This is a genomic window from Citrobacter sp. CK206 (assembly GCF_030333125.1).
Taxonomy (GTDB): Bacteria; Pseudomonadota; Gammaproteobacteria; order Enterobacterales; family Enterobacteriaceae; genus Citrobacter_B; species Citrobacter_B koseri.
On the sequence record NZ_JAOWGM010000030.1, the window covers coordinates 162,449 to 176,355 of the forward strand.

Genomic DNA, 13,907 nt, shown 5'->3' on the forward strand with positions numbered 1-13,907 from the left:
CAATGACTCGACGTACGGATATAGATATATATCGTGGACTGGGGATATTGTTGGTTGTGTTAGGACATGTATCCTTCCTCAGTCCATCTTGGCATAAGATTATTTATAGTTTTCATATGCCTGCTTTTTTCATTCTTTCTGGTTATCTGATAAATGTTAAAAATCTGGAGTTGAAACCTTGGATATTTATCATCCAGCGATTTTATAGATTGATTATTCCTGCATGGACGATTGGAGTAATTTGTGGCTTGCCGTTTGTTGCTATGTTATTGATGAGTAATATATCTGGTAGTGATTTCCTTATGAAACTATATGGAACATTAACAGGTGCAACAAAAGTAGCAAATAATTTCTTTGTTACTCCCATTTGGTTTTTATATTGCCTGTTTATAGTTGAGGCTATGTTTTATTTAATAATGAAAATCTCTTCAAATAAATATATTATTGCCTTGATTGTAATTTCCTTTTATTTAATTGCGAAAAATGTAGATATTTTTCATTTTTTTAATGTGAATATAGCTTTTATCGCTATGCCATATTTTTTAATTGGATACATATTGCAAAGTATTGTCATAACCAGACATATTAATTATGCGATGATTTCTGTTGTACTGCTTTTGGGATTTTCGTATTTAACTCCCACTGAGGTTGATATGTCTGCATTACAGGTGGGGAATGGAGTATGGGCTTTTATAAATCTTGCTTCTGCTTTAGCAGGAAGTTATCTGCTCTATTATATTGCGGGTTATATTAATTCGGAATTTATCTCTTGGTTGGGTAAAAATACCTTAGTTATATTGGGGTTTAATTATTATATTAATGCCATAGCGAAAAATATATTAACTTTTGCACATATGGAATACTATGTCATATTAAGTTTTATTATTCAGATCATATTGCTCGCTATTCTTGTGAAAATAATTGCATGCTGGCCAGCTCTTAATTCCCTGGTGAATGGGAAAATGTTTGTAACTTACAAAGAAGCAAAATAATTGAGGTCATTGATGAAATCTGTTGCTATTGTCGGTGCGGGTATTTCTGGTGCGGTTATTGCGAGATTATTAGCAGAGGAAGGGATTGAGTCTGTTGTTTTTGACAAACGTTCTCATATTGCTGGTAACTGTCATTCAGAACGTGATCCGCAGACCAACGTCATGTTGCACGTTTATGGTCCCCATATTTTTCATACAGATGATAAAGAAGTTTGGGATTTCGTTAATCAGTATTCAGAGTTTATGCCTTACACCAACCGTGTGAAGGCCATTTACAAAGGCAATGTTTACTTACTACCAGTAAACCTGCATACGATTAATCAGTTTTTCAATAAAACAATGCGTCCGGATGAAGCTCGTGCTTTCATCGAATCTAAAGCTGACAAATCTATTGTCGAACCGAAAAACTTTGAAGAACAGGCCATCAGCATGATTGGTCGGGAACTGTATGAAGCATTCTTTAAAGGCTATACGCGTAAACAATGGGGTTGTGAGCCGACGGAGTTACCAGCCAGTATTTTGAAACGCTTGCCGCTTCGTTTTAACTATAATGACAATTATTTTAACCACCAGTATCAGGGGATGCCCAGAGATGGCTATACCGATATGGTTGGAAAAATTCTTGATCACGAACTGATTGAAATAAGAACAGATACTGAGTTTTCAGCTACCGAGAGTGGGGCCTACCAGCATGTATTTTGGTCAGGCGCGCTGGATGGTTACTTTAACTTTAGTGAGGGGCGTCTGGGTTATCGCACGCTGGATTTCGAAAAATTCTCAGCAGAAGGTGACTACCAGGGAACGGCTGTTATCAACTACTGCGAAGAAAATGTACCTTATACCCGAATCACTGAGCATAAGCATTTCTCACCTTGGGAGTCACACGAAAAAACAACATGTTATCGTGAATTTAGTCGCTTCTGCACCGAAGATGATATTCCGTATTATCCGATCCGTATGGTTAAGGAAAAAGAACTGCTCAATCGCTACCTGGATAAAGCGATGGAATTAAGCAATACCACTTTTGTCGGGCGTCTTGGTACCTACCGCTATCTGGATATGGATGTCACTATTCGTGAAGCTATTGATGTTGCAAATAAATTCCTTGAATGTCAAAAGAGTCAGGAGCCAATGCCTGTATTTAATATAAATCCTCGCTAACGTCAGGTGTTGTCATGGATACGGATAATTTTTTGAATAAATATAATCCATTGCTATGCAAGGTTTTTCTCGCAGCATCGGATTTTATATTTTTTAACTTATCACTGGCCCTCTCTATTGGTTGTGTATACTGGATTTTTAACGATCTTTATCGTTTTATCCCCGATGCTCAACTAGAGATGCGCATAATTTCTCATGTCATCCTGAGTTTGATATGTGTGGGATGGTTCTGGGTTCGGTTGCGACATTATTCCTATCGCAAACCCTTTTGGTTTGAATTGAAGGAGATTATCCGTACTATTGTGATCTTTGCTGTTTTTGATCTGGCGCTGGTCGCTTTTTCTAAATGGCAATTTTCTCGGTATGTATGGGTCTTTTGTTGGACGTTTGCATTAATTCTGCTACCGCTTTTCCGAGCAATGACCAAACAACTTCTTAATCGTCTTGGGATTTGGAAGAAAAAGACTGTCATTATGGGTAGCGGAAGTAATGCAGTGGAAGCTTATTATGCACTGCAAAGTGAGGAAATGCTTGGCTTTGATGTTGTCGCATTTTATGACGAAGAGTGTACAGAGGCAACGCTACAGGGACTGCCGGTTCTTCAGGACCCCAATATTCTTTGGGAAATGAAGAAAACAGGCGATATTCATTTCATTGTAGCTTTTGAAATGGAAAACAGCGATAAGACCATTAACTGGTTGCGCGAACTATCGAAGAAGGACTGCCGTTCTGTCACGGTTATTCCGTCCCTGCGCGGGTTACCACTTTATAATACCGATATGTCTTTCATCTTTAGTCATGAAGTCATGTTGCTGCGTATTCATAATAATCTGGCAAAACGGACATCTCGTTTCCTTAAACGGACTTTCGATATTGTCTGTTCATCACTGATTATCTTAATTTCTTCGCCACTGCTCATTTATCTTTGGTACAAAGTTACCCGTGATGGTGGTCCGGCAATCTACGGTCATATGCGAGTAGGGCGTCACGGTAAGCTTTTCCCTTGCTATAAGTTTCGCTCAATGGTGATGAATTCGCAGGAGGTTTTACAAAAGCTCCTTGATTCCGATCCTGCTGCACGGGAAGAATGGGAGCGTGACTTTAAGTTGAAAAACGATCCGCGAATCACTCCTGTCGGTCGATTTATTCGTAAAACCAGTCTTGATGAATTGCCTCAGTTATTTAATGTGCTGAAAGGTCAAATGAGTCTGGTTGGCCCGCGTCCGATTATCTCTGAAGAGTTACCACGCTATGATGAGAATGTTGATTACTATCTAATGGCGAAACCGGGAATGACAGGGTTGTGGCAGGTAAGTGGACGTAACGATGTGGATTACGATACCCGAGTCTACTTTGACTCCTGGTATGTCAAGAACTGGTCGCTGTGGAATGACATCGCTATTCTTTTCAAAACAGTGAAGGTAGTCCTCCATAGAGATGGTGCATATTGATGTAGCAGAAACTGCATTTTATGTGCATTAAGTTCATTCTGAAGAGGACATCTATTGCTACCTTCTGGCCTCTAACCTGAGTTAACATGTTCTTCACTTTACTCGCCGCCATTTTACGGCGGGGTATCCACACCTGACAGGAGTATGTAATGTCCAAGCAACAGATCGGCGTCGTCGGTATGGCAGTGATGGGGCGCAACCTGGCGCTCAACATCGAGAGCCGTGGTTATACCGTCTCCGTTTTCAACCGCTCCCGTGAAAAGACCGAAGAAGTGATTGCCGAAAACCCAGGCAAAAAACTGGTGCCTTACTACACGGTAAAAGAGTTTGTTGAATCCCTTGAAACGCCTCGTCGTATCCTGTTAATGGTGAAAGCAGGGGCGGGCACTGATGCTGCTATCGATTCCCTGAAGCCGTATCTGGATAAAGGCGACATCATCATTGATGGTGGTAACACGTTCTTCCAGGACACTATCCGTCGTAATCGCGAACTTTCTGCTGAAGGCTTTAACTTCATTGGTACCGGCGTTTCCGGTGGTGAAGAAGGGGCGCTGAAAGGCCCATCTATCATGCCTGGCGGTCAGAAAGAGGCCTACGAACTGGTTGCGCCGATTCTGACTAAAATTGCCGCAGTTGCAGAAGATGGCGAACCTTGCGTGACCTATATTGGTGCCGATGGTGCCGGTCACTATGTGAAAATGGTTCACAACGGTATCGAATACGGCGACATGCAGCTGATCGCAGAAGCCTATTCTTTGCTGAAAGGTGGCCTGAATCTGTCTAACGAAGAGCTGGCAGATACTTTCACTGAGTGGAACAAAGGCGAGCTGAACAGCTACCTGATCGACATCACCAAAGACATCTTCACCAAAAAGGATGAAGAGGGTAAATATCTGGTTGATGTGATTCTGGATGAAGCGGCGAACAAAGGCACCGGTAAATGGACCAGCCAGAGTTCTCTGGATCTGGGCGAGCCGCTGTCGCTGATCACGGAATCCGTTTTTGCACGTTATATCTCTTCTCTGAAAGAGCAGCGTGTCGCAGCGTCTAAAGTGTTGTCGGGACCTAAAGCGCAGCTTGCGGGTGACAAAGCGGAATTTATCGAGAAAGTCCGTCGCGCGCTCTACCTTGGCAAGATCGTCTCTTACGCACAAGGGTTTTCCCAGCTGCGTGCCGCTTCTGACGAATACAACTGGGATCTGAACTACGGCGAAATTGCGAAGATCTTCCGTGCCGGCTGCATTATTCGTGCACAGTTCTTGCAGAAAATCACCGACGCATATGCAGAAAATGCGGGTATCGCTAACCTGCTGCTGGCACCGTACTTCAAGAAAATCGCGGACGATTATCAGCAAGCGCTGCGTGATGTGGTTGCGTATGCCGTGCAGAATGGTATCCCGGTTCCGACGTTCTCTGCCGCTGTTGCCTACTACGACAGCTATCGCGCAGCCGTTCTTCCTGCGAACCTGATCCAGGCGCAGCGTGACTACTTTGGGGCGCATACGTATAAGCGTACTGATAAAGAAGGCGTTTTCCATACTGAATGGCTGGAGTAATTCCTGATTCGCATCAAAAGCCCGGTGATTCGCCGGGCTTTTTTTTGTCCCTAATCTGATTGATTTATTTTTACTTCTTAATATTAACTTAATAATTAATGTTTAACCTGATAAAGAAAATCTGAATTGTTTTAGCCTTCATTGACACAATATTCATTCAGGCGTTAAAACTTTTATATCTTATCAGGATGTATAAACATCATGATGCATAATTAAGTTAATTCTGAGAGCGTGAAATGAAAATCACCATTTCTGGAACCGGGTACGTTGGTCTGTCAAACGGTTTGCTTATCGCACAGCATCACCAGGTTACCGCGTTAGACATTATTCCCGAACGTGTAGAAATGCTAAATGATCGGATATCTCCGATTGTTGATAAAGAAATACAGCAATTTTTAGCGTCCGGGAATATTAATTTTGAAGCAACCTTAGACAAGGTATCCGCCTACCAAAATGCTGATTATGTCATTATTGCAACACCAACCGACTATGATCCAAAAACAAATTATTTCAACACATCAAGTGTAGAATCGGTTATTCAGGATGTGACAGAGATTAACCCATCGGCAGTGATGGTGATCAAGTCAACGGTGCCGGTTGGCTTCACCGCAACGATGAGTAAAAAATTTAATACGCAGAATATCATTTTCTCCCCCGAGTTCCTGCGCGAAGGTAAAGCGCTTTATGATAATTTGCATCCTTCGCGGATTGTGATTGGTGAACGCTCTGAGCGTGCGGAGCGATTCGCTGCTTTGCTACAGGAAGGCGCCATAAAACAGAATATTCCAACCCTGTTTACCGATTCGACGGAAGCAGAGGCGATTAAGCTTTTTGCTAATACTTACCTTGCGATGCGCGTTGCTTACTTTAATGAACTTGATAGCTATGCGGAAAGTTTAGGACTGAATACCCGACAAATTATTGAAGGTGTGTGTCTGGATCCTCGTATTGGCAATCATTACAACAATCCTTCATTTGGTTATGGCGGTTATTGTCTGCCGAAAGATACGAAGCAACTTCTGGCGAATTATCAGTCAGTGCCAAACAATATTATCTCCGCGATCGTGGATGCGAACCGGACGCGTAAAGATTTTATTGCAGATGCCATCTTGTCCAGAAAACCCAAAGTGGTGGGCATCTATCGTCTGATTATGAAGAGCGGTTCTGATAATTTCCGTGCGTCTTCAATTCAGGGGATTATGAAGCGTATCAAAGCTAAAGGTGTGGAAGTTATTATTTACGAACCGGTTATGAAGGAAGCGTCGTTCTTTAATTCCCGCCTTGAACGTGATTTGAATACGTTTAAACAGCAGTCCGACGTGATTATCTCCAATCGCATGGCGTCTGAACTGCTGGATGTTCAGGACAAAGTTTATACACGCGATCTCTTTGGCAGTGATTAACCTTCTGTTATTGGGGCTACAATAGCCCCTGATTGGCTATCAAAGTGTTTGAAATAATCCGTAAATTTTATCAATAATCCTATAGCATTAACGATGTTTATGACTACACTGTCTCCAGCTTAAGCATTTTCTTAGTTAGGGTACTGATGACAGTGAACAATAACAATGCTACCGGGCGCAGTAATGACCCGGAACAGATTGATTTGATTGATTTAGTGATGCAATTGTGGCGCGGAAAAATGACAATCTTTGTGTGTGTCATTGTCGCAATTCTATTGGCTGTTGGTTACATCCTGGTAGCGAAAGAGAAATGGACCTCTACCGCCATCATCACCCAGCCTGATGTAGGGCAAATTGCCACTTATAATAATGCGATGAGCGTTTTGTATGGCGATAACGCTCCGAAAGTTGCGGATATCCAGACTGGTTTTATCGGTCGCTTTAGCTCCGCCTTTTCCGCATTGTCAGCAGCCCTGGATAATCAGGAAGAACCTGAAGAATTAACCATTACTCCTTCTGTTAAGGGTCAATCATTGCCGTTGGCTGTTTCTTACGTTGGAGAGTCTGCGGAAGGGGCGCAGCGCCAGCTGGCAGAGTATATCCAGCAGGTAGATGAGAGCGTTGCGAAAGAACTGGACGCGGATCTAAAAGATAACATCAAGTTGCAGACAACTACGCTTGAGGACTCGTTAAAAACGCAGGAAGTGGTCGCGCAGGAGCAAAAAGATTTGCGTATCAAGCAAATTCAGGAAGCATTGCGTTATGCGGAACAGGCGAATGTGATAAAGCCACAAATTCAGCAAACTCAGGATGTCACCCAGGACAGTATGTTCCTTCTTGGTAGTGATGCGCTGAAATCAATGATCGAACACGAGGCCACGCGTCCGCTGGTTTTCTCTGGGGCCTACTATCAGACCAAGCAAAATCTGCTGGATATCGGAAATCTGAAAATCGAAACCGCATCCATTCACGCCTACCGTTACGTCATGAAGCCGACGCTACCGATTCGTCGTGACAGTCCGAAAAAGGCAATTACGCTGGTTCTGGCGGTATTGCTGGGCGGGATGATTGGTGCGGGTGTGGTGCTGGGACGTAATGCGTTACGTAACTATAAGCCGAAAGCGCAGTAATTTATTGGTATCCCGGATGGCGCTACGCTTATCCGACCTACAAAAAACCGGGCATTGCCCGGTTTTTTCGCATCTGAAGCTATTGATGACGCTTACGCAAATTCTCAATGACAGTCGTTAAATCAAGGTCCTGGTCCTGTAGCAGCACCAGCAGGTGGTACATCAGGTCGGAGGCTTCATTGGTCAGCTCAAAACGGTCATGTACCGTTGCGGCCAGCGCGGTCTCGACACCTTCTTCACCCACTTTCTGCGCGATACGCTTGGTGCCGCTGGCGTAAAGTTTCGCCGTGTAAGAGCTTGCCGGATCGGCGGTTTTACGCTCGGCTAACAGTTGCTCAAGTTGATACAGGAATAACCACTGATGGCTGGCATCCCCAAAGCAGCTGCTGGTGCCTTTGTGGCAGGTTGGTCCAATTGGATTGGCCAGCACCAGCAGTGTGTCGTTATCACAATCCGGCGCAATGCGGACTACCTTCAGGAAGTGGCCGGATGTTTCGCCTTTGGTCCACAAACGCTGTTTGGTTCGTGAGAAGAAAGTGACGTTGCCGCTTTCGATTGTTTTATTCAGCGCTTCAGGGCTCATGTAACCCAGCATCAACACTTCACCGGATACCGCATGTTGCACGACAACCGGCATCAATCCATCGGTTTTTTCCCAGTCGAGTTCGCGGCGCTGTTGCTCTGTTAACATATCCTGATCTCCACGCCCTGTGCTTCCAGGTACGCTTTTAATTCACCAATATTAATAATCTGTTTGTGGAAGACGGAGGCAGCAAGCGCCCCGTCGACATCGGTATCGCGGAAGGCTTCAAGGAAGTGCTCCATCGTGCCCGCGCCGCCGGAGGCAATCAGCGGTACATGACAGACGTCACGGACTTTTTTCAGTTGCTCCAGATCGTAACCGTTACGCACGCCGTCCTGATTCATCATGTTAAGCACGATTTCACCGGCCCCGCGTTTTTGCACTTCCTGCACCCAGTCGAGAGTTTCCCACTGCGTCACGCGAGTACGGCTTTCATCGCCGGTATACTGGTTGACGTGATACTTGCCGGTTTCGGCATCAAACCAGGTATCAATGCCCACGACGATGCACTGTACGCCAAAACGGTCAGCAAGACGGGTGATCAGCGTTGGGTCGGCCAGCGCAGGGGAGTTGATGGAAATTTTATCAGCGCCGAAAGAGAGGATTTTAGCGGCGTCATCAATAGACCTGATGCCACCCGCGACACAGAATGGAATGTCGATCACTTCCGCGACGCGCGACACCCAACTCTTATCAACCACGCGCCCGTCGCTGGAAGCGGTAATATCATAGAATACCAGCTCGTCTGCGCCTTCATCGGCATAGCGTTTTGCCAGCGGGACGATATCGCCGATGATTTCATGATTGCGGAACTGTACGCCTTTTACCACCTGACCATCGCGTACGTCCAGGCAAGGGATTATACGTTTTGCCAGCATTGGATGGCCTCCTTAACGGTGAATTTACCTTCCAGTAGGGCGCGGCCGACAATCACGCCGCGAACGCCCGTGCCGCGCAGAGCGGCTACGTCTTCAATCCCGCCAATTCCGCCGGAAGACTGAAAGGCGATCTGCGGATATTTCGCGCACACTTCGTCATATAATGAGACGTTGGAACCCGCCAGCGTGCCGTCACGGGAGATATCGGTGCACAGTACATGCTTCAGGCCAACCGGCAGATAAGTCTCGACCAGCTCCTCCAGCGAAACGCCGGAGTTCTCCTGCCAGCCGCTGACGGCAACCTGTTTGTTGCCCCGATCATCAATACGCACATCCAGCGCCAGCACCAGCGCGTCAGCGCCAAAGCGCTCAAACCAGCCTTTGACCACCTCGGGAGATTTGACCGCCGTAGAGCCGACCACCACGCGGGCAACGCCTGCGTCCAGCAGCGCCGCAACATCGTCCTCAGTACGCACGCCGCCGCCAACCTGCACGGGCACGTTCACACCCGCGACCAGCGTTTTAATCAGCGGGATCTGCCGTCTGGCCGGATCTTTCGCCCCGGTCAAATCGACCAGATGCAGCACTTCGGCGCCCTGGGCGGCATAATCCCGCAGACGGGGAAGGGGATCGTTACCGTAATCACGCTGCCGGGCGTAGTCGCCCTGATGGAGACGCACTACGGTGCCATCGATCAAATCTAATGCCGGAATAATCATCACATCTCCAGGAAGTTTTTCAGCAACTGCGCGCCAGCGGCGCCGGAACGTTCCGGGTGGAACTGCACGCCGAAGAAATTGTCTTTTTGCACCGCCGCAGTGAAGGGTTCGCCGTAGTTGCATTGAGCAATGGTCCACGGATTTACGGGCATAGCGTAGCTGTGAACAAAGTAGAACCAGGCGCCATCTTCAATGCCCTGGAAAAGACGATTACCCGCCTGCGGGTAAACGCGGTTCCAGCCCATATGCGGGAGCGGCAGGCCAAAATCGGTCATCTTCGGGACGTCCTGGTCAATAATGCCCAGAAGGTCGACGCCGTTTGTCTCTTCACTGTGGCGCCCGAGGATCTGCATGCCTAAACAAATTCCCAGAACGGGCTGAGTACAAGCCTTAATCAATTCGACAAGCTCACGCTCGCGCAACTGATCCATCGCCGCCTGGGCGGTTCCCACGCCGGGCAGGAAGAGTTTGTCAGCTTTTAAGACGACCTCCGGGTCGCGGCTGACCTGCGGATCATAACCGTGGCGCGCCACGGCGGATTTCACCGAGTTCAGGTTGGCACAGCCGGTATCAAGGATGACGACGTTCATCACAGCACTCCTTTAGAAGACGGCAGCGTGTCGCCTTCTACCCGAATGGCCTGGCGCAACGTGCGGCCAAACGCTTTAAACAGGCTTTCTACACGGTGGTGATCGTTTTTACCTTTGGTCTTCAGGTGCAGCGTCACGCCCATGGTGTAGGAGAGCGAGCGGAAGAAGTGTTCAACCATCTCGGTGCTCAGATCGCCTACGCGCTGATAGGTAAACTCGGCTTTATATTCCAGGTGCGGGCGCCCGGAGATATCCAGTGCGCAACGCGCCAGGCATTCGTCCATCGGCAGTACAAAACCGAAGCGGTTGATGCCGCGCTTATCGCCCAACGCCAGTTTTAGCGCTTCGCCCAGCGCCAGACCGGTATCTTCTACCGTGTGGTGATCGTCAATATAGAGGTCGCCCTTGACCGCGATCTCCATACGGAAACCGCCATGCGTGGCGATCTGATCGAGCATATGGTCAAAAAAGCCCACGCCGGTATTGATCTTGCTGCCGCCTTCGCGATCCAGCCACACCTTGACGTCAATCTGTGTTTCTTTGGTATTGCGCTCAACGTGGGCATAGCGGTCGCGTTTTGTCAGCTGTTCGCCAATCATCGTCCAGTTCAGGGTTTCACGGTTATAACGTAACCCGTTAATGCCCATGTTTTCGGCCAACTGGATGTCGGTAGCGCGATCGCCAATCACGTAGCTGTTGGCGCTATCCATCGCCTGTTCAGCCAGATAACGTTCAACCAGCTTTACCTTCGGCTTACGGCAGTCGCACTCATCTGCTGGCAGGTGCGGGCAGATCAGCACTTCATCAAACAGTACGCCCTGGGAGGTGAAAACCTGCATCATCAGGTCGTGCGGGCCGTCGAAGTCTGCCTGCGGGAAGCTTTGCGTTCCCAGCCCGTCCTGGTTGGTGATCATCACCAGCTTAAAGCCGGCTTTTTGCAGCTTCAGCAGAACCGGCACCACGTCCGGTTCAAAGGCGAGTTTGTCAAAACGATCCACCTGAAAATCACTCGGCGGTTCGGCAATCAGGGTTCCATCACGGTCAATAAAAAGATACTTCTGGCTCATACTTGCTCCGCACGTAAGGCGTCAATGACGCGCTGGCTTTCTTCGCGGGTTCCAACAGTGATACGCAGACAGCCGCTTAAAGAAGGTTGTTTATTCTGATCACGTAAGATAATGCCCTGATCCCACAGAGATTTAAACACGCTACTTGACGCGGTAAAACGTGCCAGAATGTAGTTGGTTTCTGAATCGAACACCTGTTCTACGCAGGCAATCTCTTTCAGCGCATTAACCAGATACTGACGTTCCAGCAGAATCTGCGCCACACGTTCGCGCATCGCGTTGACGCCTTGCGGCGTCAACGCCTGAGCGGCAATATCGGCGACCGGCGTAGAGAGCGGGTAGGGGGCGATGACTTTCAGCAGCAGGTTGATGACCTCTTCGTTCGCCAGCGTAAATCCGCAGCGCAGACCTGCGAGCGCAAAGGCTTTAGAGAGTGTGCGTAGCACCACCAGATGCGGGTATTCAGAGAGCCAGCCAGCCAGCGTCGCCTGTGGGCAGAATTCAATATAGGCTTCATCCGCCACCACAATGGCGTTGCCGCGCGTCATTTCCAGCAGAGTACGTAAATCCTGTGGATTGATAAGCTGCCCGGTCGGGTTGTTGGGGCTGCATACAAACACCACTTTAACGCCGTCGAGTTTATCGGCGATGCCCCGCAGATCCAGCTGCCAGTTTTCCAGCGTCGGAACCGTCCGGCATTCAACGCCAATGGTTTCCGCGCTGACGCTGTACATGCCGTACGTTGGCGGGCAATAGAGAATTGCCTCTTTCCCCGGTTCGCAGAATGCGCGAATCAGCAGTTCAATACCTTCGTCTGCGCCACGGCTGACCAGCACCTGCCCGGGGTTCACCCCGGCGTACTGCGCATAATTTTCAATAACCGCTTTTGGCTGGCATTCCGGGTAGCGGTTGAGCGTTTGCTGAGTCAGCTGAAACTCCACTGCCGTCGGGAACTCATTGGCATTCAGCCACACATCGCCATTACCGCCCAGACGGCGAGCGGACTGGTACGGCGTCAGGTTGCGAACGTTTTCCCGGGCTAAGTCGGTGACGCTGCGGGTATTTTCAGTGCTCATGCTTGCTCCTTAAGGGCGTTAACGCGCAGGGTGACAGCATTTTTGTGGGCGGTCAGCCGTTCTGCCGCAGCCAGCGTTTCAATGGTGGATGCCAGTGCGGAGAAACCCGCCTGCGACAATTCCTGAACGGTCATGCGTTTCTGGAAATCCGCCAGACCGAGGCTGGAGCAGGTGGCGGTATAACCATAGGTCGGCAGCACATGATTGGTGCCGGAAGCATAGTCGCCTGCGGATTCCGGTGACCAGTCACCGAGAAAAACGGAACCCGCGCTGGTAATATCCTCCACCAGATCGCGTGCCTTACGGGTCTGAATGATCAGGTGTTCCGGCCCATACTGGTTCGAGATGGCGACGCACTGGGCTAAATCTTTCGTCACGATCAGACGGCTGGCGCTTAATGCCTGACGCGCCGTTTCCGCACGCGGTAACTCCGCTAACTGGCGTTCGACGGCCTCCGCGACGTTCTGCGCAATACCGGCATCCGGGGTCAGCAGAATGACCTGAGAATCCGGGCCGTGTTCCGCCTGAGAGAGCAGGTCAGACGCCACGAAATCTGGCGTGGCGCCGCTGTCGGCGATCACCAACACTTCAGAAGGGCCGGCAGGCATATCAATTGCCGCGCCGTCGAGACGCTGGCTGACCTGGCGTTTCGCCTCGGTGACAAACGCGTTGCCGGGGCCAAAAATTTTGTCCACTTTTGGCACGGACTCGCTGCCGAACGCCAGAGCGGCAATGGCCTGGGCGCCGCCGACGTTGAAGACTTCCTGCACACCGCACAGCTGCGCAGCGTAAAGGATTTCATCCGCGATAGGCGGTGGCGAGCACAGCACCACTTTTTTGCATCCGGCAATACGCGCGGGCGTGGCGAGCATTAATACGGTGGAGAAGAGCGGGGCAGAGCCGCCCGGGATATACAGGCCGACAGATGCGACAGGGCGCGTCACCTGCTGACAGCGAACGCCGGGCTGGGTTTCAACATCTACTGCCGGTAGTTTTTGCGCATTGTGGAAGGTTTCGATGTTTTTTACCGCTACCGCCATCGCCTGTTTGAGATCGTCGCTCAGACGCGCGCTGGCCGCGGCAATCTCTTCGGCGGACACTTTCAGCGCTGCGACGTTCGTTTTATCAAACTTCGCGCTGTATTCACGCAGGGCGTCATCACCGCGTGATTTCACATTATCCAGGATCTCTGCGACGGTACGGGTAATGCTGTCGGAGGCGGAAATAGCCGGACGCATCAGCAATGCACGCTGCTGTTCAGTATTGCAGCTATTCCAGTCGATGATTGTATTAAAGCTCAT

At 48.9% G+C, this 13,907-nt stretch carries 13 protein-coding genes; 6 read left to right on the forward strand and 7 right to left on the reverse strand.

The window, feature by feature from the left end:
* The first annotated feature begins 2 nt into the window (after positions 1-2).
* The 6 genes from OGX81_RS17950 (at position 3) to wzzB (ending at position 7,693) form a co-directional block, all read left to right on the forward strand.
* A complete protein-coding gene (locus OGX81_RS17950; RefSeq protein ID WP_104868477.1) occupies positions 3-992 on the forward strand; it encodes an acyltransferase family protein in 990 nt (329 codons plus the stop codon).
* Between the two features lie 12 nt (positions 993-1,004).
* Positions 1,005-2,153, forward strand: a complete 1,149-nt coding sequence (gene glf, locus OGX81_RS17955; RefSeq protein ID WP_047462637.1) for a UDP-galactopyranose mutase — start codon at positions 1,005-1,007, stop codon at positions 2,151-2,153.
* Between the two features lie 14 nt (positions 2,154-2,167).
* A complete protein-coding gene (locus OGX81_RS17960) occupies positions 2,168-3,604 on the forward strand; it encodes an undecaprenyl-phosphate galactose phosphotransferase (RefSeq protein WP_012131730.1) in 1,437 nt (478 codons plus the stop codon).
* Between the two features lie 149 nt (positions 3,605-3,753).
* Positions 3,754-5,160, forward strand: coding sequence for an NADP-dependent phosphogluconate dehydrogenase (gene gnd / locus OGX81_RS17965; protein WP_047462640.1), 1,407 nt, complete (start codon positions 3,754-3,756; stop codon positions 5,158-5,160).
* A gap of 236 nt (positions 5,161-5,396) precedes the next feature.
* Entirely contained in the window at positions 5,397-6,563 is a 1,167-nt protein-coding gene (gene ugd / locus OGX81_RS17970; RefSeq protein WP_104868478.1) for a UDP-glucose 6-dehydrogenase, read from the forward strand.
* Positions 6,564-6,709: 146 nt separating this feature from the next.
* Positions 6,710-7,693 carry an LPS O-antigen chain length determinant protein WzzB gene (gene wzzB / locus OGX81_RS17975; RefSeq protein ID WP_104868479.1) on the forward strand — a complete coding sequence of 328 codons (984 nt, stop codon included), beginning with the start codon at positions 6,710-6,712 and terminating at the stop codon, positions 7,691-7,693.
* Between the two features lie 79 nt (positions 7,694-7,772).
* Here wzzB and hisIE read toward each other — a convergent pair whose 3' ends face one another.
* Genes hisIE through hisD form a run of 7 tightly spaced genes read right to left on the reverse strand, consistent with a single transcriptional unit; the run spans position 7,773 to position 13,907 of the window.
* The gene (gene hisIE / locus OGX81_RS17980) at positions 7,773-8,384 is read right to left on the reverse strand and encodes a bifunctional phosphoribosyl-AMP cyclohydrolase/phosphoribosyl-ATP diphosphatase HisIE (protein ID WP_104868480.1); all 612 of its coding nucleotides are present in this window, start codon (positions 8,382-8,384) and stop codon (positions 7,773-7,775) included.
* Positions 8,378-9,154: an imidazole glycerol phosphate synthase subunit HisF gene (gene hisF / locus OGX81_RS17985; protein WP_012131735.1), complete on the reverse strand. Its 777-nt coding sequence runs from the start codon at positions 9,152-9,154 to the stop codon at positions 8,378-8,380. The genes hisIE and hisF overlap by 7 nt, the downstream gene beginning before the upstream one ends.
* Positions 9,136-9,873 (reverse strand): 1-(5-phosphoribosyl)-5-[(5-phosphoribosylamino)methylideneamino]imidazole-4-carboxamide isomerase, encoded by a 738-nt coding sequence (gene hisA / locus OGX81_RS17990; RefSeq protein ID WP_047462648.1) that lies wholly within the window; start codon positions 9,871-9,873, stop codon positions 9,136-9,138. The genes hisF and hisA overlap by 19 nt, the downstream gene beginning before the upstream one ends.
* A complete protein-coding gene (gene hisH, locus OGX81_RS17995; protein WP_071258894.1) occupies positions 9,873-10,463 on the reverse strand; it encodes an imidazole glycerol phosphate synthase subunit HisH in 591 nt (196 codons plus the stop codon). The genes hisA and hisH overlap by 1 nt, the downstream gene beginning before the upstream one ends.
* A complete protein-coding gene (gene hisB / locus OGX81_RS18000; RefSeq protein WP_047462654.1) occupies positions 10,463-11,530 on the reverse strand; it encodes a bifunctional histidinol-phosphatase/imidazoleglycerol-phosphate dehydratase HisB in 1,068 nt (355 codons plus the stop codon). Before hisB ends, hisH begins: the two co-directional genes overlap by 1 nt.
* Positions 11,527-12,606 carry a histidinol-phosphate transaminase gene (hisC, locus tag OGX81_RS18005; RefSeq protein WP_047462657.1) on the reverse strand — a complete coding sequence of 360 codons (1,080 nt, stop codon included), beginning with the start codon at positions 12,604-12,606 and terminating at the stop codon, positions 11,527-11,529. Before hisC ends, hisB begins: the two co-directional genes overlap by 4 nt.
* Positions 12,603-13,907 carry a histidinol dehydrogenase gene (gene hisD, locus OGX81_RS18010; RefSeq protein ID WP_047462660.1) on the reverse strand — a complete coding sequence of 435 codons (1,305 nt, stop codon included), beginning with the start codon at positions 13,905-13,907 and terminating at the stop codon, positions 12,603-12,605. Before hisD ends, hisC begins: the two co-directional genes overlap by 4 nt.